General features: G+C 62.0%; 18 protein-coding genes. 4 read left to right on the top strand and 14 right to left on the bottom strand.

Going from position 1 to position 20,439, the window contains the following annotated elements:
• Positions 1-153: 153 nt before the first annotated feature.
• The 3 genes from VC35_RS06620 to VC35_RS06610 are packed head-to-tail and all read right to left on the bottom strand — an operon-like array spanning position 154 to position 4,939.
• A complete protein-coding gene (locus VC35_RS06620) occupies positions 154-1,722 on the bottom strand; it encodes an FGGY-family carbohydrate kinase (RefSeq protein ID WP_046038750.1) in 1,569 nt (522 codons plus the stop codon).
• Between the two features lie 20 nt (positions 1,723-1,742).
• Entirely contained in the window at positions 1,743-3,338 is a 1,596-nt protein-coding gene (locus VC35_RS06615) for a glycerol-3-phosphate dehydrogenase/oxidase (RefSeq protein WP_046038640.1), read from the bottom strand.
• 5 nt (positions 3,339-3,343) lie between these two features.
• Entirely contained in the window at positions 3,344-4,939 is a 1,596-nt protein-coding gene (locus VC35_RS06610) for an FAD-binding oxidoreductase (RefSeq protein WP_046038639.1), read from the bottom strand.
• 210 nt (positions 4,940-5,149) lie between these two features.
• On the opposite strand from VC35_RS06610, the gene gliR reads away from it, so the two are divergent.
• The gene (gene gliR, locus VC35_RS06605; RefSeq protein ID WP_046038637.1) at positions 5,150-6,178 is read left to right on the top strand and encodes an AraC family transcriptional regulator GliR; all 1,029 of its coding nucleotides are present in this window, start codon (positions 5,150-5,152) and stop codon (positions 6,176-6,178) included.
• Positions 6,179-6,204: 26 nt separating this feature from the next.
• On the opposite strand, the gene VC35_RS06600 is transcribed toward gliR, so the two are convergent.
• The 8 genes from VC35_RS06600 to mdaB form a co-directional block, all read right to left on the bottom strand.
• Positions 6,205-6,573 (bottom strand): glyoxalase superfamily protein, encoded by a 369-nt coding sequence (locus tag VC35_RS06600; RefSeq protein ID WP_007994548.1) that lies wholly within the window; start codon positions 6,571-6,573, stop codon positions 6,205-6,207.
• Positions 6,574-6,691: 118 nt separating this feature from the next.
• Positions 6,692-8,149: an N-acyl-D-amino-acid deacylase family protein gene (locus tag VC35_RS06595; RefSeq protein WP_046038633.1), complete on the bottom strand. Its 1,458-nt coding sequence runs from the start codon at positions 8,147-8,149 to the stop codon at positions 6,692-6,694.
• 1 nt (position 8,150) lies between these two features.
• Complete coding sequence (locus VC35_RS06590; RefSeq protein ID WP_046038631.1) at positions 8,151-9,011, bottom strand: MurR/RpiR family transcriptional regulator; 861 nt, start codon at positions 9,009-9,011, stop codon at positions 8,151-8,153.
• 14 nt (positions 9,012-9,025) lie between these two features.
• The gene (locus tag VC35_RS06585) at positions 9,026-10,375 is read right to left on the bottom strand and encodes a GntP family permease (RefSeq protein ID WP_046038629.1); all 1,350 of its coding nucleotides are present in this window, start codon (positions 10,373-10,375) and stop codon (positions 9,026-9,028) included.
• Between the two features lie 185 nt (positions 10,376-10,560).
• Positions 10,561-12,006: a SulP family inorganic anion transporter gene (locus tag VC35_RS06580; protein WP_046038628.1), complete on the bottom strand. Its 1,446-nt coding sequence runs from the start codon at positions 12,004-12,006 to the stop codon at positions 10,561-10,563.
• Between the two features lie 201 nt (positions 12,007-12,207).
• Complete coding sequence (locus VC35_RS06575) at positions 12,208-13,101, bottom strand: NAD-dependent epimerase/dehydratase family protein (protein WP_046038626.1); 894 nt, start codon at positions 13,099-13,101, stop codon at positions 12,208-12,210.
• 103 nt (positions 13,102-13,204) lie between these two features.
• On the bottom strand, positions 13,205-14,116 hold the full coding sequence (locus VC35_RS06570) for a LysR family transcriptional regulator (protein WP_046038625.1): 912 nt from the start codon (positions 14,114-14,116) through the stop codon (positions 13,205-13,207).
• Between the two features lie 228 nt (positions 14,117-14,344).
• Positions 14,345-14,935 (bottom strand): NADPH:quinone oxidoreductase MdaB, encoded by a 591-nt coding sequence (gene mdaB, locus VC35_RS06565; protein WP_046038623.1) that lies wholly within the window; start codon positions 14,933-14,935, stop codon positions 14,345-14,347.
• 162 nt (positions 14,936-15,097) lie between these two features.
• Between mdaB and VC35_RS06560 the strand changes: the two genes are divergently transcribed.
• Positions 15,098-15,412, top strand: a complete 315-nt coding sequence (locus tag VC35_RS06560) for a putative quinol monooxygenase (RefSeq protein WP_046038621.1) — start codon at positions 15,098-15,100, stop codon at positions 15,410-15,412.
• On the opposite strand, the gene VC35_RS06555 is transcribed toward VC35_RS06560, so the two are convergent.
• Complete coding sequence (locus VC35_RS06555; RefSeq protein ID WP_046038619.1) at positions 15,402-16,166, bottom strand: sulfite exporter TauE/SafE family protein; 765 nt, start codon at positions 16,164-16,166, stop codon at positions 15,402-15,404. The genes VC35_RS06560 and VC35_RS06555 overlap by 11 nt on opposite strands.
• A gap of 128 nt (positions 16,167-16,294) precedes the next feature.
• Here VC35_RS06555 and VC35_RS06550 point away from each other — a divergent pair, with 128 nt between their 5' ends.
• A complete protein-coding gene (locus VC35_RS06550; RefSeq protein ID WP_046038618.1) occupies positions 16,295-17,173 on the top strand; it encodes a LysR family transcriptional regulator in 879 nt (292 codons plus the stop codon).
• A 120-nt stretch (positions 17,174-17,293) separates the two neighbouring features.
• Entirely contained in the window at positions 17,294-17,638 is a 345-nt protein-coding gene (locus VC35_RS06545; protein ID WP_046038617.1) for a cupin domain-containing protein, read from the top strand.
• Positions 17,639-17,864: 226 nt separating this feature from the next.
• Here the strand turns inward: VC35_RS06545 and mmsB are convergent, their stop codons facing one another.
• Both mmsB and VC35_RS06535 read right to left on the bottom strand, forming a co-directional pair.
• Positions 17,865-18,752: a 3-hydroxyisobutyrate dehydrogenase gene (gene mmsB, locus VC35_RS06540; RefSeq protein WP_046038616.1), complete on the bottom strand. Its 888-nt coding sequence runs from the start codon at positions 18,750-18,752 to the stop codon at positions 17,865-17,867.
• Positions 18,753-18,762: 10 nt separating this feature from the next.
• A complete protein-coding gene (locus VC35_RS06535; RefSeq protein ID WP_046038615.1) occupies positions 18,763-20,289 on the bottom strand; it encodes a CoA-acylating methylmalonate-semialdehyde dehydrogenase in 1,527 nt (508 codons plus the stop codon).
• Positions 20,290-20,439: the final 150 nt, after the last annotated feature.

Here is a 20,439-nt window from a genome sequence, read left to right as displayed (position 1 = left end):
CTCCGATAGCGCCACATGAGGTGGCGTGAAAACACCACCGGACATTGTAGGAGTGAGCCTGCTCGCGATGGCGGTGTGTCAGCCAACAGTTACTTTGACTGACACACCGCCATCGCGAGCAGGCTCGCTCCTACAGGGATCTACGGTGTTATTTCAGGCGGGGTAACCGGTAATTTTGCGGATGCTCTGGTACAACGGCTTGAGCTGTCGATACATGCGCAGGTAGACCTCTTTGTACAGTCGCTCATAGATCTGCTGCGCCTCGGGTTGCGGCATGAATACCGCACCGACCCGCGTCATGGCAGCCATCGCCGTGGGGAAATCCGCGTGCAACCCCAGGCCCACCGCACAGCAAATCGCCGCGCCCAGGCCGGACGCTTCGTAGACATGCGGACGCTCGGCCGGCAGGCCAAAAATGTTCGCCGTGAGTTGCATCGCGGCATCACTCTGCGAACCTCCGCCGGCAACGCGCAGGCGAGTGACGGAGACCCTCGAACGTTTCTCGATCTTCTCCATGCCCTGACGCAGGGCATACGCCAGGCCTTCGAGGATCGCCCGGTAAATGTGCGCGCGGGTATGCACGTCGCCGAAGCCGATCATCGCGCCCTTGGCTTCCACACCCGGCTCGCGGATGCCGGGCGACCAGTAGGGTTGCAGCATCAACCCCATGGAACCCGGCGGCACCGCGTCGACCAGCGCATCGAAGAGTTGCTCGGGCTCCACGCCCTGGGCTTTGGCCTGCTGCATTTCCCGCAGGCCGAACTCGTTCTTGAACCAGCTGACCATCCAGTAGCCGCGATAAATCATCACCTCGCAGTTGAATTGATCCGGCACCGCGGACGGGTAAGGCGGAATCAACGGGACGATTTCCAGGTAGCGCGAGCGGGTGCTGGTGATCGTCGCCGTGGTGCCGTAGGAAAGGCACACGGTGCCTGGGTCGACGACGCCGGAGCCCACGACTTCGCAGGCCTTGTCGGCACCTGCGGCGATCAGCGGCAGCCCCTCGGGAATGCCGGTGTGGCGGCTGGCCTCGGCGCTGATGTAGCCCAGGGTTTCACCGGGCTTGTGAAGGTTCGGCAGTTGCTCTGGACGCACCGCCAGCGCCTGCCATTTCCAATCGGTGGGGGCGGCCCATTTCAGGCGTTTGAAGTCGAACGGCAGGTAACCGACGCAACAGCCCACCGAATCGACAAAGCGCCCGCAAAGGCGATGGGTGAGAAACCCCGAGAGCAGCAGAAATTTGTCGGTCGCCGCCCAGACGTCAGGCTGATGGCGGGCGATCCAGTTGGCCTCGGCCTGGGCGCGAAAGTGGTCCACCGTGGCTTGCGCGCCGACCAGTTTGAACAGCCAGCCCCACGGTCCCTTGATGCCGCCTTTGACTTCGGCCTGGCGTTGATCGAGCCACAGGATCGCCGGGCGCAGTGCCTTGCCATGGGCATCGACATTGATCACGGTGCCGCGCTGGGTGGTCAGGGATACACCGGCAATCTGTGAACGATCGATGCCGGTTTGTTGCCACAACTGCTGGCAGGCCTCACCCAGTTTTGCCCAGTAATACTCCGGGTCCTGCTCGGCCCAGCCAGGTTGAGTCGAGTAATAGGCCTGCAACTCGACCTTGCCTTTGCCCAGCAGATTGCCCTGCAGGTCGAAGAGCAGCGCGCGCACGCTCTGGGTGCCGTTGTCGATGGCCAACAGGTAACGCTTGTTCGGGTGGTTATCCATGGAGCTCTCTTCAATGGGCATCAATGCGCGGCATCCGGCAAACCATGATGGCGTTGCCACAACGCCCGATAACGCTGTAATTCCTGCTGCCAATGCTCATCGTCCCAGCCCAGTCGCGGTTGGCAGAGTTGGCGAATGGCAGCGAAATAATCCTCACCACCGCGCGGCAGCAACAGGCCCAGACGGGTTCGGCGCAGCAGTAGGTCATCCAGGTGCAGGACCATTTCCCCATCGCAGGCAACGGCCAGCTCCGCCCACAAGGTGTCTGTGCCGCCGACGGTGTCGTGGCCCAGTTCGGTGATCAGTTGCGCCAGCCTCGGCAGGTCACGGCCATGCCGCCCGGCCAGGCGTCGCCACCGGCTGACGCTGAGCCCAGGGATCGCCTGCGGCGGCACGACGGCAAACACCGGCGCGGCGTCATCAACGAATGGACGGTCGAGCATGCTCGCGCAGGCCTTGAGCACTTCGATGGCCTGCGGGCGAAAGGTGGTCAGCTTACCGCCGGCCAGGGTCACGCAACCAGGCTCCTGCCACAGCACATGCTCACGGGTTTCATTCGACGGTTTGTCTTGTCGCTCACCCGCCGCACCGCCCACCACCGGGCGTACTCCCGACCAGGTCGACAGCACATCGGCAGCGACCACCTCGGCCTGGGGAAACTGTTGGCTGCAGGCCGCCAGCAGATAGTCGAGTTCATCAACGCTGATGCTCGCGCTCTGGTCCAGATCGCCGTGATGATCGAGGTCCGTGGTGCCGACTACCGTGGCGCCCTCCCAAGGAAAAACGAACACCGGTCGACGGTCACGCTCGTGCAGGAAGGTGAAGGCTTGCGCCACTGGCAGGCGCCAGCCCGGCAACAACAGATGACTGCCACGCAACGGGCGCAACTGGCGAGGAGCGTCGGGCAGGCGCAAGCGCTCGGCCCACGCGCCGGTGGCCACGGCCAGCACTCCGCAACGCAATGTCAGTGATCCGCCGCCCTCGCAGTCTTCGACCTGAACCCCACAAACGCGCCCCTCTTCACGCAGCAATTGCTGCACGCGCACGCCGTTGAGCACCACGGCGCCGTCGGCACGGGCCTCGCCCAATACGCGCATCACCAGACGGGCATCATCCGTCAGCGCATCGACAAAACAGGTGCCGCCCAGCAGGTCATCTTCCTTCACCCCAGGCGCCAGATAACGCAGTTGTTGCGCGTCATGGAAGCGATGGCTGCGCCGTCCGGCCAAGGCGTCATAGATGGACAGCAAACCACCCAGCACCCGTGGCCCGGGAAAACCGCCACGGTAATGCGGCATCATGAAACTCATCGGCTCCACCAGCCCCGGCGCTTCGTCAAGCAGGCGCTGGCGTTCGCGCACCGAGTCGCGGGTCAGGCGCCACTGGCCCTTGGCGATGTAACGCAAGCCGCCATGGACCATTTTCGAGGAGCGACTGGAAGTGCCCCAGGCGAAATCGCGCTGCTCCAGCAGCAGGCAGCGCCAGCCACGGCGCGCGGCTTCGCGCAGGATACCGGCACCGCTGATGCCGCCGCCGATGACGATCAGGTCCCAGGTTTCATCCGCCAGCGTCGGCAGCACCTGCTGTCGCCACGCCGCGTTCCAGTCCAGGCTCATGGCCGTCACTCCTGCAACAGCGTGCCAGGGTTCAGTCGCCCGGCCGGATCAAAATGCCGACTCAGTGCCTGCAGGGTGTCCATCGCCAGCGCGCCCTTCTCACGCCGCAGGTACGGCGCGTGATCCTTGCCCACGCCATGCTGGTGACTGATGGTGCCATGGTTGTCGACGATGGTCTGGCTGGCCGCCTGCTTGAGTGCCTGCCAGCGCGCCAGGGTGGCGGGGTAGTCCGCCGCCGGGCGAAACACATAGGTGGTGTAGATGCTCGATCCTTCACCGTAGACATGGGAAAGGTGGGTGAAGACATGCACCCGCTCGCCTTCGGCAGCCAGGGCGTCGCGCAGGCTGTTTTCGATCAGCGTGAGCAGGTTGTCGACGTTGCTCCAGTCAGTGGCCGTTTCCAGGGTGTCCACCACGTAACCGGCGTTCCACAGGTTTTCGCGCAGGTAGGGAAAACGAAAACGGTTCTGCGCCCACTTTTTGCCGAGCAAGGTGCCGGTAAACACCCCGCCGAACGCCTTGAGGTGCTGCCGGGCCTGACGCAGAGACAGCGCATTTTGCCGACGATTGCCGGTCACGCCGAACGTCAGCAGGCATTTGCCCGCACCGGCGCCGCGCAGGGCCAGATACTTTTCCAGCCAGGCGATCTGCTGCGGGTGACCGGCCAACGCCAGCTGCGTTTCGGTTTCCACCGCGTTGGACAGGCGCAGCATCGACAGCGGCACGCGCGCCTGGGCCAACTGGCGGATGGCTTGCAGCGCCTTGGGCCAATCGGGCAGAAACACCCCATAGAAACGTTCATCGGCAGGCAGTGCGCTGACCCGCACCTTCACCTCGGAAATGATCCCGAAACGCCCCTCACAGCCCAACACCACTTCCCGCAGATCGGGCCCGGCCGCCGAGGCCGGAAAGGATGGAATTTCCAAAGGCCCGGCAAAGGTTTCCAGGGTCCCGCCGGCGAACAGTTGCTCGATCCGCCCATAACGCAACGACTGTTGGCCACTGGAGCGGCTGGCGACCCAACCGCCCAGGGTCGACAGCTCCCACGACTGCGGGAAATGCCCCAGGGTGTAACCACGGGCGCGCAACTGACTTTCCACTTGCGGTCCACTGGTGCCGGGGCCGAAGGTCGCCAGCAGGCTCTCTTCGTCGAGGTCCAGCAGGCGATTCATGCGGGCCAGGGAAACCGTCACCACCGGCCGCGCGGAACTCGGCGGGTTGATGTGACCAGCCACCGAGGTGCCGCCGCCATAAGGAATCAGGCACAGGTCCTGTTCATGGGCGAGCAGCAGTAACTTGCGAATCTGCTCAGCGGTCTCGGGATAGGCCACGGCGTCGGGATAATTCCCCAACGCGCCTTCACGCAACGCCAGCCAGTCCGGCAGGCTCTGGCCCCGCGCATGCAGCAAACGATCATGGGCATCCACGCTGTACAAATAGTGTTGCTGCAACCGCGACGGGGGCACACGGGCCAAAGCCGTCTCAAGCGTCGCGTCGGGCAGCGCTCGGCCGTCCCCCACCCGCCGGGCGAGAAAACTCGCGCCCTGGGCCGGCAGTTCGACCACCGTGGTTGCATCTCCCCAGCCGTTCCAGCGTCGCATGCGTGTGTCCTTTTGCGGTTCTGATCAGTGATATTTCAGGCCCCCATACTAGTCAGCCGTCCGAAAGTGTCACGGTCGCATCCGGCCAGTTCGAGTAGCCAATTGAGTCAAACGTCGCGCAGGCGTCAGCCATTTACTTTAGTCGTGGTTTCAAATTACCTTTCAAGGCATTCATCCGCGCACGCGGGCCTTGATCAAAGGAATACGATCATGCAATCCCTGGGCTTCACTTCAGTTCCGCCACTGCTCAAATACCTGCGTCATGCCGAACAACTGGGCATGGCCATCGAGCCTGCGTTGGCGGCTGCCGGGTTGCAGGCACAGCAGTTGAGTGACAACAGCCTACGGTTGCCGGGTGAAGCCCATGAACGGCTGCTCGACTATTTCTGCGAACACTCGGGCGATGCGTTGTTCGGTCTCAACGCCGCGCGTTTTGTGTTGCCCAACTCCTGGAGCGTGCTCGGTTACATCACCATGAACTGCGCGACACTGGGCGACGCCATGAGCCGCATCATGCCGTTCGAGAAGCTGGTGGGAGACATGGGCGTCAGCCGCGCCGAGGTGCAAGGCAGCGAGGTGCACCTGATCTGGACATGCCGCCATCAGCGCCCGCGAATTCGCCGACACCTGGTGGAAAACGTGCTCGGTTCCTGGCTGCAATACGCGCGCTGGATCGCCGACACGCAAATGTCGCCGGCCGCCGTCTGGCTGGAACATGCCCGTCCGGCCGACACGACGCTGGCAGAGTACGAGCAGTTCTTCGACTGCCCGGTACTGTTCAATCAGCCTTATTCGGCGCTGATTGTCCCGTTGCCGTATTTGCAGTTGCCATTGCGCCAGGCCGATGCGCAATTGCTGCGCACGCTGGAAGAACATGCCCAGGGATTGATGGCCACACTGGAGGACGCGTCGCTGGAACAGCGGGTCAAAAGCATCCTGCGAAAGTTGCTCAAGGAAGGTCTGCCACGCAAGGAGCAGGTGGCAGAGCATCTCGCGGTGTCAGTGCGCACGCTGCAACGCCAGCTGCATCTGGCCGGTACGTCGTACCAGCAGATCCTCGATGACCTGCGCCAGGAACTGGCCGAGCATTACCTGCTCAACAGCACCCTGCCGATTCAGGACATCGCCCAGTACCTGGGTTTCACCGAACCCCGCTCGTTTCACCGCACGTTCAAAAGCCGGCGCGGGATGCCGCCGGGTGAGTTTCGCCAAACCCACCGGGTGCCGAACGAAGGGTAAAGACTTAAGCCTGAGGGGCTGAAGGCTCAGAGGCTGATCGCGTTAGTGAACACCAAGCGATTGCCGAACGGGTCGGCGATGGTCATGTCCTGGCTGCCCCAGGGCATGGCCTGAATCTGCGGATGGGAAAACCTGTATTCCTTGGCCAACAGTTGCTGCTGAAACTTCTCTAGCTCATCCGTCTCGATCCGCAGGGCAGAACCCGGTGTGCTGTCGCCATGGTGTTCGGACAGGTGCAGCACGCATTCGCCACGGGAGATTTGCAGGTACAGCGGGAAATTCGCTTCGAATCGATGTTGCCAGTCGATCTTGAAACCGAGGAAGTCGACGTAGAACTCCACTGCCTTGGCTTCGTCGAAAATACGCAGGATCGGAGTGGTTTTGCCGAAGCTCATCGAGTTGCTCCCAGACGGTGAAAGCCCGTGGTGTAGCCGGGCCTGATGTCAGCAATTCGGCGCGGAAATGCCAATCTTTAGTCTCAAAATGCCATCACTGTGACGCAGTCCTCGAAACTCACTGAAAACCCGTGCGCAAATCCCCTTCCCGGGCCAGGAACCGCCCTTCCCTGCGCCCGTTGGCCTGGCCATCGCGGTAGCTCAACACACCGTTGACCCATACCCCCTCGATGCCTTGCGCCGCCTGCTGCGGATCGTTGAAATCGGCGACATCCCGGATGGTTGCCGGATCGAACAACACCAGGTCGGCCCAATGGCCTTCGCGGATCTCACCGCGCTCCTTCAAACCGAAACGTGCCGCCGACAGCCCGGTCATTTTGTGCACGGCGGTGTGCAGCGGGAACAGTCCTACATCACGGCTGAAATGTCCGAGTACCCGAGGGAATGCGCCCCACAAGCGTGGGTGCGGGAACGGGTCTTCCGGCAAGCCGTCGGAGCCGACCATCGACAGCGGGTGCGCGAGGATTCTGCGGACATCCGCCTCATCCATTCCGTAGTACACCGCACCGGCCGGTTGCAGTTGGCGAGCGGCCTCCAGCAACGGCACATTCCATTCAGCGGCGATGTCCATCAGGTCGCGGCCGCCCATTTCCGGGTGCGGGGTCGACCAGGTGATGGTGATGCGGTGGGCATCGGTCACCTGCTTCAAATCCAGCGTCGAAGAACTCGCTGCATACGGATAACAATCGCAACCGACCGGGTGGGTTTTCGCCGCTTCTTCGAGGGATGCCAGCAGTTGCGGACTACGCCCCCAGTTACCGGCGCCCGCGCATTTTAGGTGGGAAATGATCACCGGGCTTTGCGCATGGCGACCGATCTGGAACGCCTCGTCCATGGCCTCCAGCACCGGTTCGAATTCGCTGCGCAAATGGGTGGTGTAGACCGCTCCGAACGCGGTCAACTCTTCGGTCAGTTGCATCACTTCATCGGTGGATGCCGAGAAGGCACTGGCATAGGCAAGGCCGGTGGACAGGCCCAAGGCGCCGGCCTCCAGGCTCTCGCGCAATTGCTCGCGCATCGCACTGATTTCTTCCGCCGTGGCGGTGCGAAACAGGTCGTCCAGATGATTGCTGCGCAACGCCGTATGGCCGACCAATGCCGCGACGTTCAGCGTGGTGTTCGCCGCTTCGACCGCCGCACGGTAGTCGCGGAAGGTCGGATAAACGAACGCAGCGGCCGTGCCCAACAGGTTCATCGGGTCCGGCGGATCGCCGCGCAAACTCACTGGTGACGCGCTGATCCCGCAGTTGCCGACGATGACCGTGGTCACGCCCTGGCTGAGCTTGGGCAGCATCTGCGGCTGACGGATCACCACAGTGTCGTCATGGGTGTGCACGTCGATGAAACCCGGCGCCAGCACATGGCCCTGCGCGTCGATTTCTTCGCTGGCACGGGCATCGCGCAAGTCGCCGATACGCTCGATGCGCCCGTTGAGAATGGCCACGTCGGCGGGGTAACCGGGGCTGTTGCTGCCGTCGATGATCAGGGCGTTGCGAATCAGCGTGTCGTACTGCATGTCAGTCTCCCAGCGGCAAGTGATCGTCGCCGCCGCGGTATTCGTCGAGGGCGAGTTTGATCCGCCGCAGACGTTCTTGATTGTCTTCAGGATTGGCCAGGGCCAGCTCGGTGGCGAGCACGTCGATGGCCAGCAGCATGCCGTAGCGCGCTGCCGTGGGTTTGTAGATGAACGAGGTTTCGGCGCTTTGCAGGGGCAGGACGATGTCGGCCAGTTGCGCCAGCGGAGAATCGGCCCGGGTGATGGCCAGAATGCGTGCGCCGTAGTTGCGCGCCAGTTCCACCGTTTCAATCAGCTCCGGGGTGATCCCGGTCAGCGAGCAGACAATTACCACGTGTTCGGCGCTGAGGCTGGCGGCTGTGACGCGCATCATCACCGCATCGTGGCATACCGCAATCGGATAGCCGAGGCGCACTAGGCGCACTTGCAGTTCATCGCTGCACAGGGTCGAGCAGCCGCCCATGCCGAAAGCGTGAATCATCCGCGCCTTGCCCAGCAGTTTCACCGCATCGGCGAAACGCGACTCATCGAACGCGGCCAGGTGCTGGCGCAAGGTCGACTCGATATCGCCCACGATCTGCCCGTAGAACGCCGACTGCTCGGGCGTGCCCGCAGGGTCGAGAAACCGGCTGCCGACGCCGCTGGCCTGGGCCAGTTGCAGGCGCAGGTCACGCAGGTCCTTACAGCCGACCGTGCGGGCGAAGCGCGACAGCGTGGCGCTGCTGACCTCCGCCCGCAGCGCCAGCTCATCGAGGCTGGCGGAGGCGGCAAATCCTACGTCGTCGAGCATCAGGCGGGCGATGCGTCCTTCACCGGCGCTGAAGGAGTCCTGACGGGCGCGGATCTGGTAGAGGATGTCCATGCAAGTGGCTCCGGCTAAATCAGGTAAGAAAGGCCAACGGTAAGGCCGAAGGCAATGACCGAGATCAACGTCTCGAGCACGGTCCAGGTCTTGAAGGTTTGGGTAACGGTCATGTTGAAGTATTCCTTGATCAACCAGAAACCGCCGTCGTTAACGTGGGAAAAGATAACCGACCCGGCGCCAGTCGCCAGCACCAGCAGCTCCGGATGGGGATAACCCAGACCAATGGCAACGGGTGCTACCACGCCTGAAGCGGTGGTCATGGCCACAGTGGCAGAACCGGTGGCGATGCGCATCAACGCGGCAAACAGCCAGCCCATCAACAGCGGCGACAAATGAAACTCGTGGGCCAGGCCGACGATCTGGTCGGTGACGCCGGCGTCCACCAGAATCCGGTTCAAGCCACCACCTGCGCCCACCAGCAGTGTGATGCTCGCGGTCGGCGCCAGGCATTCGTTGGTGAACTTGAGGATCGATTCGCGGTTGAAGCCCTGGGCCAGGCCGAGGGTCCAGAAACTCAACAATGTGGCCAGCAACAGCGCGATCACCGAGTTGCCGATGAACAGCAGGAACTGGTTGAAACCTGTGCCCGGTGTTGAAATCAGGTTGGCCCAGCCGCCGATCAGCATCAGCACCACCGGCAACAGGATGGTCGCCATGGTGATACCGAAACCCGGCAGGCTGTCGCGCGGTTCACGCTCAAGAAACTGTCGTTCCAGCGGGTTTTCCGCCGGCAGCTGAATGCGCGGCACAATGAATTTGGCGTACAGGGGACCTGCGATGATCGCGGTCGGAATGCCGATCAGGATCGCATACATCAAGGTCTGCCCCACCGACGCCTGATACACCTGCACCGCCAGCATCGCCGCCGGGTGCGGCGGCACCAGCGCATGCACCACCGAAAGCCCGGCGACCATCGGCAAGCCGACCATCAGGATCGATACGCCCACGCGCCGCGCCACGGTAAAGGCAATCGGCACCAGCAAGACGAAACCGACTTCGAAGAACAGCGGCAGCCCCACCAGAAACGCGATGCACACCATCGCCCAATGCGCGTTCTTCTCGCCGAAACGGTCGATCAAGGTCCGCGCCACCTGCTCGGCGCCACCGGACTCGGCCATCATCTTGCCGAGCATGGTGCCCAGCGCCACCACCAGTGCGATATGCCCCAGGGTCTTGCCGACACCCGCTTCGTACGCCCCCACCACACCGGACGGCGGCATGCCCGCCACCAGCGCCAGGCCGATGGAAATCAGGGTGATGACAATGAACGGGTTGAGCCGGTAACGGGCGATCAGAACGATCAGCGCGATGATGGCAACAGCGGCATACACCAGCAGCCAATAGCCGAAGGACAGGGTCATGCGGTACTCCTCGAGAGGGTCACGTCGAAATATTTGTGAAACTCTTAAAACATTTCGGCAGGTGATTTTCAAACGAGGTGAAAGTAATTTTCGTGCAGAGGTAAGGGGTGTCGCGCAGAGGTATGAGTTGTCGCAAATAATGAAAATAAGGCAGGCGGATTTTCATCGCGCCTGCCTGTTTGATTTCAGTCGTGCTGCATCCGGGCGCGCTTGAGCAATTTCTTGCAACGCTCGGACAAATGCAGCACCCGCAAGTGCTTGCCAGCCTTGGTGTAGCGCTCGCGCAAGGTGCCCAGCGCGGCGATGGCCGAGTAGTCGACAAAACTCAGGTGCTGGCAATCAAGTGTCACTTGCGCCGGGTCATTGGCCGGATCGAACTGATTGAGAAAGGGTGTGGTCGAGGCGAAGAACAGCGTGCCATGCACCCGGTACAGCTTGCTGCCGTCAGTCTCCAGATGACTGTCGGCGTACAACTGCCGAGCCTGCTGCCAGGCGAAATTGAGCGCCGCAATGATGATGCCGCAGAGCACTGCCATTGCCAGGTCGGTGAACACGGTAATCACGGTCACCGCGATGATCACCAGCACGTCGTTCAACGGCACCTTGTTCAGCACCCGCAACGAGGCCCAGGCGAAGGTCTGTTGCGACACCACGAACATCACCCCCACCAGCGCGGCCAGTGGAATGCGCTCGATCAGCGGCGACAGAAACAGGATGAACAACAGGATCGACACCCCGGCCACCACCCCGGACAAACGCCCGCGCCCGCCGGAACTGAGGTTGATCACGGTCTGGCCGATCATCGCGCAACCGCCCATGCCGCCGAACGCACCGGACACGATGTTCGCCGCCCCCAGCGCCACGCACTCGCGATCCGGATAGCCACGGCTCTCGGTGATTTCATCGGTGAGATTCAGGGTCAGCAGGGTTTCCAGCAAGCCGACCATAGCCATCAGGATCGCGTAGGGCGCGATGATGCGCAGGGTGTCCAGGTTCCACGCAATGTCCGGCAGCGCCAGCGTCGGCAAACCACCGGCGATGTGCGCCATGTCGCCCAGGGTGCGGGTCGGCAGGCCCAGCGAATACACCGCCAGGCCCACGCCGAGAATCGCCACCAGCGCCGGCGGCACCGTGCGGGTCAGGCGCGGCAGCACGTAGACAACCGTCATGGTTACCGCAACCAGCCCGATCATCATGTACAGCGGCGTACCGCTCAACCAGGCTTCACCGCTCTTGAAGTGTTCCAGTTGCGCCAGGGCAATGATGATCGCCAGGCCGTTGACGAAGCCGAGCATCACCGGGTGCGGGACCATGCGCACCAGTTTGCCGAGCTTGAGCAGCCCGAACGCCATCATGATCAACCCGCCCATCAACACCGTGGCCAGTAGATACTGCACGCCGTGTTGCACCACCAGCGCGACGATCACCACGGCCATCGAGCCGGCCGCACCGGACACCATGCCCGGTCGTCCGCCGAACAGCGCGGTCAGGGTGCAGATGATGAACGCGCCATAGAGCCCCATCAGCGGATTGAGATGAGCCACCAGCGCGAAAGCGATGCACTCGGGCAACAGGGCGAAGGACGTGGTAAGCCCGGCCAGGACATCGGCGCGTAGACGTTTTGCTTTCATGGGGGATCGCACACAGGGAGAGACGAAAAAGAGTGTGCGGATGTTACGGAATCGGGGGCAGCGCGGCCAGCAGATGGGCCAGTGGAAACGCAATCGCGAGCAGGCTCACGCCTACATTTAACCGCGTTCCATCAGAAGGAATGCAATCAAATGTAGGAGTGAGCCTGCCCGCGATGAACGATGACGCGGTCTATCGCGAACTCAAACCATCTCGTCGCGAATCCACTCCACTACCGACGTGCGCTTCGGCACCCAACCCAACAATTCCCGCGCATGCCTGCCGCGCACCCGACTGTTGGAGCCCAAACCATAGTTGGCCATTTCATAGCCCCACTCGGTTTCCGCATCCTTGAGCGCCCAGTCCTGCGGCTCGCCCAGGTTCAGCGCCTTCGCCATGGCGGTGGTCATGTCGATGAACGACGCTTCACCGCTTTCGACGAAGTAGAAGGTGCCCGGTACGTTTTCAGTCAGCGCCAGCAGATACAGCGCCACCACGTCCTCGATGTGCACATTGGACCAGATGTTCTGGCCCGGGCCGACATGGCGTACCACACCGCTTTTGCGCGCCTGTTTGAGTAGGCGCGGTAGCTGCACGCTGTCACGATGGACGCCCAGGCTGTGGCCGTAGATCAGCGTGTTACAGATCACTGCCGAGTTCACGCCATCCATGGCCGCCGCCAGGATCAGGTTGTCGATGGCCACGCGCGCCGCCTTGTCGACTGTCGGTTTCGGCAGGTTGTCTTCGAAGTAGATGACATCACTGGATTTACCGCCCGGGGCATCACCGACGATGCTCGAACCGCTGGTGTGCAGGAACACTTTGCCAGCACCGCGCAAGGCATCGAGCAAGGCTTCCACCGCGCCACGATGATCGCTGCTGGCGGCGTTGATCACAGCGTCCGCAGCAAGCGCCTGATCGGCCAACAGGGCGCAGTCGTCCAGCGTACCGATTACCGGGGTGATGCCCAGTGCACGCAGTTCATCGGCTTGTTCGGCGCTGCGCACCAGACCAGTGACGTTGTGGCCGGCCTGGACCAGGCCCGTGGCGATGGAACCGCCGATAAAACCGGCGGCACCGGTAACGAATACGTTCATGGAGCAACTCCCTGCGTGGATAAGTGATGCAAGGAGTATCAAGGAGCGATCACTGCCGAAAAATGCCCTCTGACCCAATTCACTTTTGCGCAGGAATCACGAATCAGCCCTTGAAATCTGCGCTCGCATAATCGGCCAGCTTGCCCTGGATAAAGTCCAGGAAGCATTGAATCCGCAGGGCCAGTTGCGAGTTGCGGTAGTACACCGCGTTGATCGGCTGGCGATAACCGCTGTTGAACTCGGCCAGCAACACTTTCAAGCGTCCGGCACGAATGTCTTCGATGGTCATGAAATGCGACAGGCTGGCGATGCCCTGGCCGTCCAGTGCGAGATGGCGGATGGTTTCGCCGCTGGAGGCGCTGATCGATGCCTGGATCGGCCAGCGGTCGCCATGCACATAACGCAGCGGCCATTGGTTGAGGCCTTCGTTCTGGGTGAACCCCAGCAGCGTATGGTTGGCGAGGTCAGCCACGGCTTGCGGTGTGCCGTACTTTTCCAGGTAGGCCGGGCTGGCGACGATGTGCAGCGGGCTGCAACCCAGGGAGCGGGCATGCAGCGTCGAGTCGGTCAGGGTGCCGATGCGGATGGCGATGTCGGTGCTCTGCTCCAGCAGGTCGATGATCAAATCATTGCTGTTGAGCTCGAGCTGGATGTCCGGATAGAGCCTGCGAAATTCATCGATGTAGGGCACGATGGCGTGCAGCATGAACGGTGACGCCGCATTGATCCGCAGCCGCCCGGACGGCGTTTGCTGGCGCGAGGACAGGCGCTCTTCGAGCTCATCCATCTGATCGAGAATGCGCTTGGCGTGCTCGAAGAAGTACTTGCCCTCTTCGGTCAGGTCCATGCGCCGCGTGGTGCGATTGATCAAGGTGGTGTCGAGCTTGGCCTCCAGCCGCGACAGCGTACGGCTGACCGCCGAAGGCGTTTGCCCCACCTGCTCGGCCGCTGCGGAAATCGACCCGCATTCAATCACGCAGACGAAAACCTGCAATTCATCGGATCTGGCTTTCACGTGTGTCCCTTATCGATAGTCCGGCGCCGGTTCTTCCAAGCTGAGAAGAACCCTTGTGGCGAGGGAGCTTGCTCCCGCTCGGCGGCGAAGCCGTCGTAAATGGTTTGACGCAGACAACTTGAACCACCGAGCAGGCTGGTTTTGGGTCCGCTTCGCGCACCAGCGGGAGCAAGCTCCCTCGCCACAAAAGCCCGAACACAGACTCAGGCTTTCGATAGTAGCTGACAGTTACGCCTTGAGACCAAACACCTCAGCCAAATGCTGCTCATAGCGCTCCACGTCGCCTTCGATGTTCGGACGCTTCATCACGTCCACGCAGAGGAACGTCGGCAAACCGGTCATGCCCAGGAACTCGTTGGCCTTGTGGAACGGGAAGTACACCGCGTCCACGCCTTTGGCCTCGAAGAAATCGCTTGGGTCGTCGAAGGCTTGCTGCGGGGCGTTCCAGGTCAGCGACAGCATGTACTGCTTGCCGTGAATCAGACCGCCGCTGCCGTACTTCTGCGATGCGTCCGAACGGGTGCGACCGTCGCTGGCATAGAGGCTGCCATGGCCCTCGGTGAAGACTTCATCGATGTACTTTTTCACGGTCCACGGTGCGCCCATCCACCAACCGGGCATCTGGTAGATGATCACGTCGGCCCAGAGGAACTTGGCCACTTCTTCGGCGACGTCGTAACCCTCGTCGATGAAGGTGGTTTTGACATCCATGCCACCGCGATCCAGCACGCTCAACGCGGTTTCATGCAGGGTGGTGTTGTAGCGGCCGTCGGAGTGCGCAAATTTTTTGCCGCCATTGAGCAACAGGACTTTTTTCATGAGAGGTCTCGGGAAGGTCGGGAATCGGATGGCGGCAGAGTACCGATCGACCTCGCGTGGAGTAAGCGTCGATTTGGCAAAATTCATTTGACCTACAAGCACGAATCAACAGGTGATTGTTGCCTTAGACTGGCGCCAATTCTGATTTGAGGAGAGATGTAGATGAGTGAAATCCAGGGCTTCATCCTGCACGCCAAGACCCGACCGGAAAAATCCGATGCCTTCGAAGCATTTTTCAGCGGCTACGTGCAAGCGAGCCGGGCCGAACCCGGTTGCATCGAATACCACATGTTGCGCGACCAACAGGACCCGACCCTGTTCATCTTCTACGAGATCTGGCAATCCCGGGCCCACCTCGACGAGCACTCGAACCTGCCGCACATGAAGCAGTTCCTCGCGCAGCGTGATGAATACCTGGAACGGGACTTCGAGATCCGCGCCATCGAGATGATCAGCCCGTCGTCCGCTAGCCGCTGATCAGCAAATGGCCGCCGAGCACACCCAGGCCAACGAAGAACACGCGCTTGAACCACAGGGCGCTGATCCGCTGGCGCAGCGATTGCCCTAGCCACATGCCGAGCATCGCCGGGATCAGCGCCAGCAACGATGCGCTCAACTCGCCCCCGCCAAGCGCGCCACGCCATAGCAAGCCACCGGCCAGCGCCAGGGTCGAGACGGTGAACGACAGGCCCAGCGCCTGCACCAGCTCGTCCTTGCTCAAGCCCAGCGCTTGCAGATAGGGCACCGCCGGAATCACGAACACGCCGGTGGCCGAAGTGATGACGCCGGTCAGCACGCCACACAATGGACCGAGCCAGCGTTCATTGCGCCGCCCCACGTGCACAGTCGGCAGGAACAACCCGCTCAGCGCATACAGCAACAATGCCGCCCCCAACCCCCGCACCACCCAATGGCCACCGCTCATGCCGATCCACAGTGTGCCTGCCCCGGTGCCGATAAAAATCGCCAGCAGCATCGGCCACAACCGTTTGACCAGCCCCGACAGATGCCCGCCGAATGCCAGTTGCCAGACGTTGGTCAAGGTCGCCGGAATGATCAACAGCACCGCAGCCTGCGTCGGCGCCATAGCCAGACCGAGCAACCCCATGGCAACGGTCGGCAGGCCGAGACCGATCACGCCCTTGATCATGCCGGCCAGCACAAAGGTGCCGATAACCAACAGCGAAAGGGCTACGCCGAGATTCTGATAAAACGCCGAGAGTGTATTCATGGGGCCATGGTGAGCCCGCGGGGGTCGATTGAAAATCTGCCATATACTGAGGCAGCCTCTCTCCACACAAGAGGCTAAATAATCGCGATGGCGTCCTTCCAGACAACACACAACTTGGGATTGTTGTAATGCACTTCGACCTGACCGACCTGCGCCTGTACCTGAACATCCTCGACACCGGCAACATCACCGCCGGCGCCGCACGCAGTCATTTGTCCCTGGCAGCGGCCAGTGCGCGAATTCGCGCCATGGAGGCGTCGCTGGGCGTCGAGTTTCTTCAGCGCAATCGTCGCGGGGTCAGCCCGACACCGGCCGGCAATGCCCTGGCCCGACACGCCCGGATCCTGCTGCAACAGGCCGAACGCCTGCAACAGGAACTGGCCGAATACGCCCAGGGCGTCAAAGGCCAGGTGCGGCTGCTGTGCAACACCACGGCAATCACCGAGTACCTGCCAGAGTTGCTCGCGGATTTCCTGCATAGCCACCCCAACCTCGACATCGACTTGCAGGAACTGCCCAGCACCCGCATCACCCACGCCTTGCGCCAAGGGGCGGCAGACCTCGGCATCGTTTCCGACGCGGTGGACACCGATGACTTGCAGACCCGAGCGTTCCGCGATGATCCGCTGGTGCTGATCATGCCCCGGGAACATCCCTTGGCACAGGCGACCTCAGTGAGCTTCACCGACACGCTGCATCACGACTACGTCAGCCTGAATGCCAACAGCGCCTTGGCGGTGTACCTGGAAGAACAGGCACTGCACGCTGGCCTGCGCATGCAGATCCGCATCCGTGCCGATGGCTTCGATGGCGTGATGCGCATGGTCGCCCGAGGGGCGGGACTGGCGATCGTGCCCCTGGCGGCGGTCGATCGGTGGTCCAACGAACCGTCTTTCAAGAGCCTCTGCCTGCAAGAGCCCTGGGCACAGCGCAGGCTCTTGATCTGCGCCCGCGACTTCGCCGCGCTGCCCGGCTACGCCAAGGCGTTGCTGCAAGCGTTGGCCTAGCCGGAAGATTGAGCAAGGGGCGCGTTTCTGGACACCTCAGTGTCGACCACAGACAACTGATCGCGGGACAGGCGCTATAGGGTGCGACTTCAGTTCTTGAGCCCACTGCCCGGAGTCATCATGACCGCACCGATTACCGTTCTTCGCGACACTCACCCGCTGCCCGTGCTCGACGCCTGTAAATGGGAAAAACTCGAAGGCGACCCGCACACCGTCAACCTCAATGCCTACACCAGCGAAGACGGCAGCAAGATCATGGGCACCTGGATCTGCACGCCGGGCAAGTGGTACGTGGAATACGTGAAGTGGGAGTACTGCCACTTCCAGGAAGGCTACTGCATCATCACCCCGGAAGGCATGGCGCCGATCCACCTGCGCGCCGGCGACATTTTCGTCGTTGAGCCGGGGATGAAAGGCACCTGGGAAGTGGTGGAAACCGTGCGCAAATACTTCGTGTTTGCCTGATACAAAAAAACCGGGGGATCACCCGACGTGATCTCCCGGTAAATATGCTTTCAGACCCAGTCGTTCCAACCCTGTGGCGAGGGAGCTTGCTCCCGCTCGGCTGCGAAGCAGTCGCAAAGTCAACAAACTCGGTTTGTCTGAGACTCCACATTCTCCGCATTTGGGTCCGCTGCGCGAACCAGCGGGAGCAAGCTCCCTCGCCACAAAATCCGCTTGTCACCAACCGTTATTGCGGCTTGCGATAGCCGTTGATGATCGCCGAGAAGTCCTGCCCACCCTCCCCACGCAAACTCATCGCCTGATACAACTGCTGGGCCACCGCGCCGAGTACCACCGGCTGGTGCGCCTGACGCGCCGCTTCAGTGGCCAGCCCCAGATCCTTGAGCATCAGTTCAGCACCGAAACCACCGGTGTAACCGCGCGACGCCGGCGCCGTTTCAACGATGCCCGGCCACGGGTTGTACATCTCCGAACTCCAGCAACGCCCGGTGGAACTGTTGATGATGCCCGCCAGCACCTTGGTGTCGATGCCCAATGCATCGCCAAGCGCCATGGCTTCGCTGACGCCGACCATGGAGATACCCAGCAGCAGGTTGTTGCAGATTTTAGCGATTTGCCCGGTGCCGACCTCACCACAATGGACGATGTTGCGGCCCATTTGCGCCAGTACCGGTTGCAGGGTGGCGAACAGTTCCGGCGTGGCGCCGACCATGAAGGTCAGCGTCCCGGCGGCTGCACCACCGGTGCCGCCAGAGACCGGTGCATCGGCCATGGCCACACCCTGTTTGGCAGCGGCGGTGGCTACGTCCCGCGCGGTCTGCGGATCGATGGTGCTGCAATCCACGGCCGGCACACCTTTGCCGATACCGGCGAGCACGCCGTCTTCACCCAGCCACACACTGCGTACATGCACCGCGGCAGGCAGCATGGTGATGACCAGCTCGGCGCCTTCTGAAGCTTCGCGGGCCGTTGGGCTGATACTGCCGCCCAGCTGTTCCAGTTCCGCCAGCACAGCTTTGTTCAGGTCCACCAGGCGCAGAGCATGGCCGGCCTTGATCAGGTTGCGCGCCATCGGCGCGCCCATATTGCCCAGACCGATAAAAGCGATTTTCATGTCCGGCTCCTTATCGCAGGTTGATGGTGGTGTTCACACCGTCGTTGACGCTGTCGTCATCGAACCAGCGACTGGTGACGGTCTTGGTCTGAGTGTAGAACTGCACCACTTGCTTGCCGTACGGGCCGAGGTCGCCGAGCTTGGAACCGCGCGAACCGGTGAAGCTGAAGAACGGCACCGGCACCGGAATCGGGATGTTGATGCCGACCTGGCCGACGTCGATTTCGTTCTGGAACTTGCGCGCCGCAGCGCCGCTCTGGGTGAACAGGCCCGTGCCGTTGCCGAACGGGTTGGCGTTGACCAGAGCGATGGCCTCATCAAGCGTATTAACCTCCAGCACCACCAGCACCGGGCCGAAGATTTCCTGGGTGTAGATCTGCATGTCGGTGGTCACGCCGGAGAACAGGGTCGGGCCGACAAAGTTGCCCTTCTCGTAACCCGGGACCGAGATCTCGCGACCGTCCAGCTCCAGTTTCGCGCCTTCCTTGATGCCGCTCTCGATCAGGTCGAGAATCCGCGCCTTGGCCTTTTTCGAGATCACCGGGCCGACATCGGTGCCCGGCTCGCTGCCGGCATTGACCTTGAGCTTCTGCGCCAGCGCCTTGAGATCAGGCAGCCACTGCTTGGCCGCGCCCACCAGCACCACCACCGAGGTGGCCATGCAGCGTTGACCGGCAGCACCGAAACCGGCACCCACCAGCGCATTCAGCGCTTGTTCGCGATTGGCGTCCGGCAGCACCACGGCGTGGTTCTTGGCGCCCATCATCGATTGCACGCGTTTGCCGTGTTTACCCGCCAGATCGTAGACATGGGTACCGACGGCGGTTGAACCGACGAAGGAAACCGCCTTGATGTCCTTGTGGGTGCAGAGCCCGTCCACCACGTCCTTGCCGCCATGCACGACGTTGAGCACGCCGGCCGGAATGCCCGCCTCGATGGCCAGCTCCACCAGCAGCATGGTCGACATCGGGTCCTGTTCGGACGGCTTGAGCACGAAGGTGTTGCCGCAGGCGATGGCCATCGGGAACATCCACAGCGGAATCATCGCAGGGAAGTTGAACGGGGTAATGCCGGCGCACACGCCGATTGGCTGGCGCAGGGTGTAGGTGTCGACGCCACCGGCGACGTTCTCAGCGAACTCGCCCATTTGCAGGCTGCCGATGGAGCAAGCGTGTTCGACCACTTCCAGGCCACGGAAAATATCGCCTTCGGCGTCGGCAATGGTCTTGCCCTGCTCGGCGCTGAGGACAGCGGCGATGCGCTTGGAGTGTTCGCGAATCAGCGCCTGGAGCTTGAGCATGATGCGCATGCGGGCGCCGATCGGGGTCAGCTTCCAGGTCTGGAAGGCGCGATGGGCGGCGCTGATGGCCGCATCGACTTCTTCGGCGGTGGCAAACGGCACCTTGGCCAGCACCTGCTGGGTCGCCGGGTTGATGATGTCGTGCCATTCGGTGGTCTTGGATTCGACCCACTGGCCGTCGATCAACAGCTTGACCTTTTGCACGGTGGTTTCGTTGGGCGTGAGCGATGCGTTCATGTGGGTCTCCAGATCTTTGTTTTTATCTTGGGAGCCAAGGCGAGAAAGTCGCCTTGAGATGAGGCGTGTGCCGCGAATTGGTTAACGGACTGTTTTTGGAGTATAGATGTGCAAACTTCTAATAAGAACGCACATAAAAACCGGTCCAAC

It is taken from the genome of Pseudomonas fluorescens (assembly GCF_000967965.1).
Taxonomy (GTDB): domain Bacteria; phylum Pseudomonadota; class Gammaproteobacteria; order Pseudomonadales; family Pseudomonadaceae; genus Aquipseudomonas; species Aquipseudomonas grandcourensis.
This window is presented reverse-complemented; position numbering and strand designations above follow the sequence as displayed.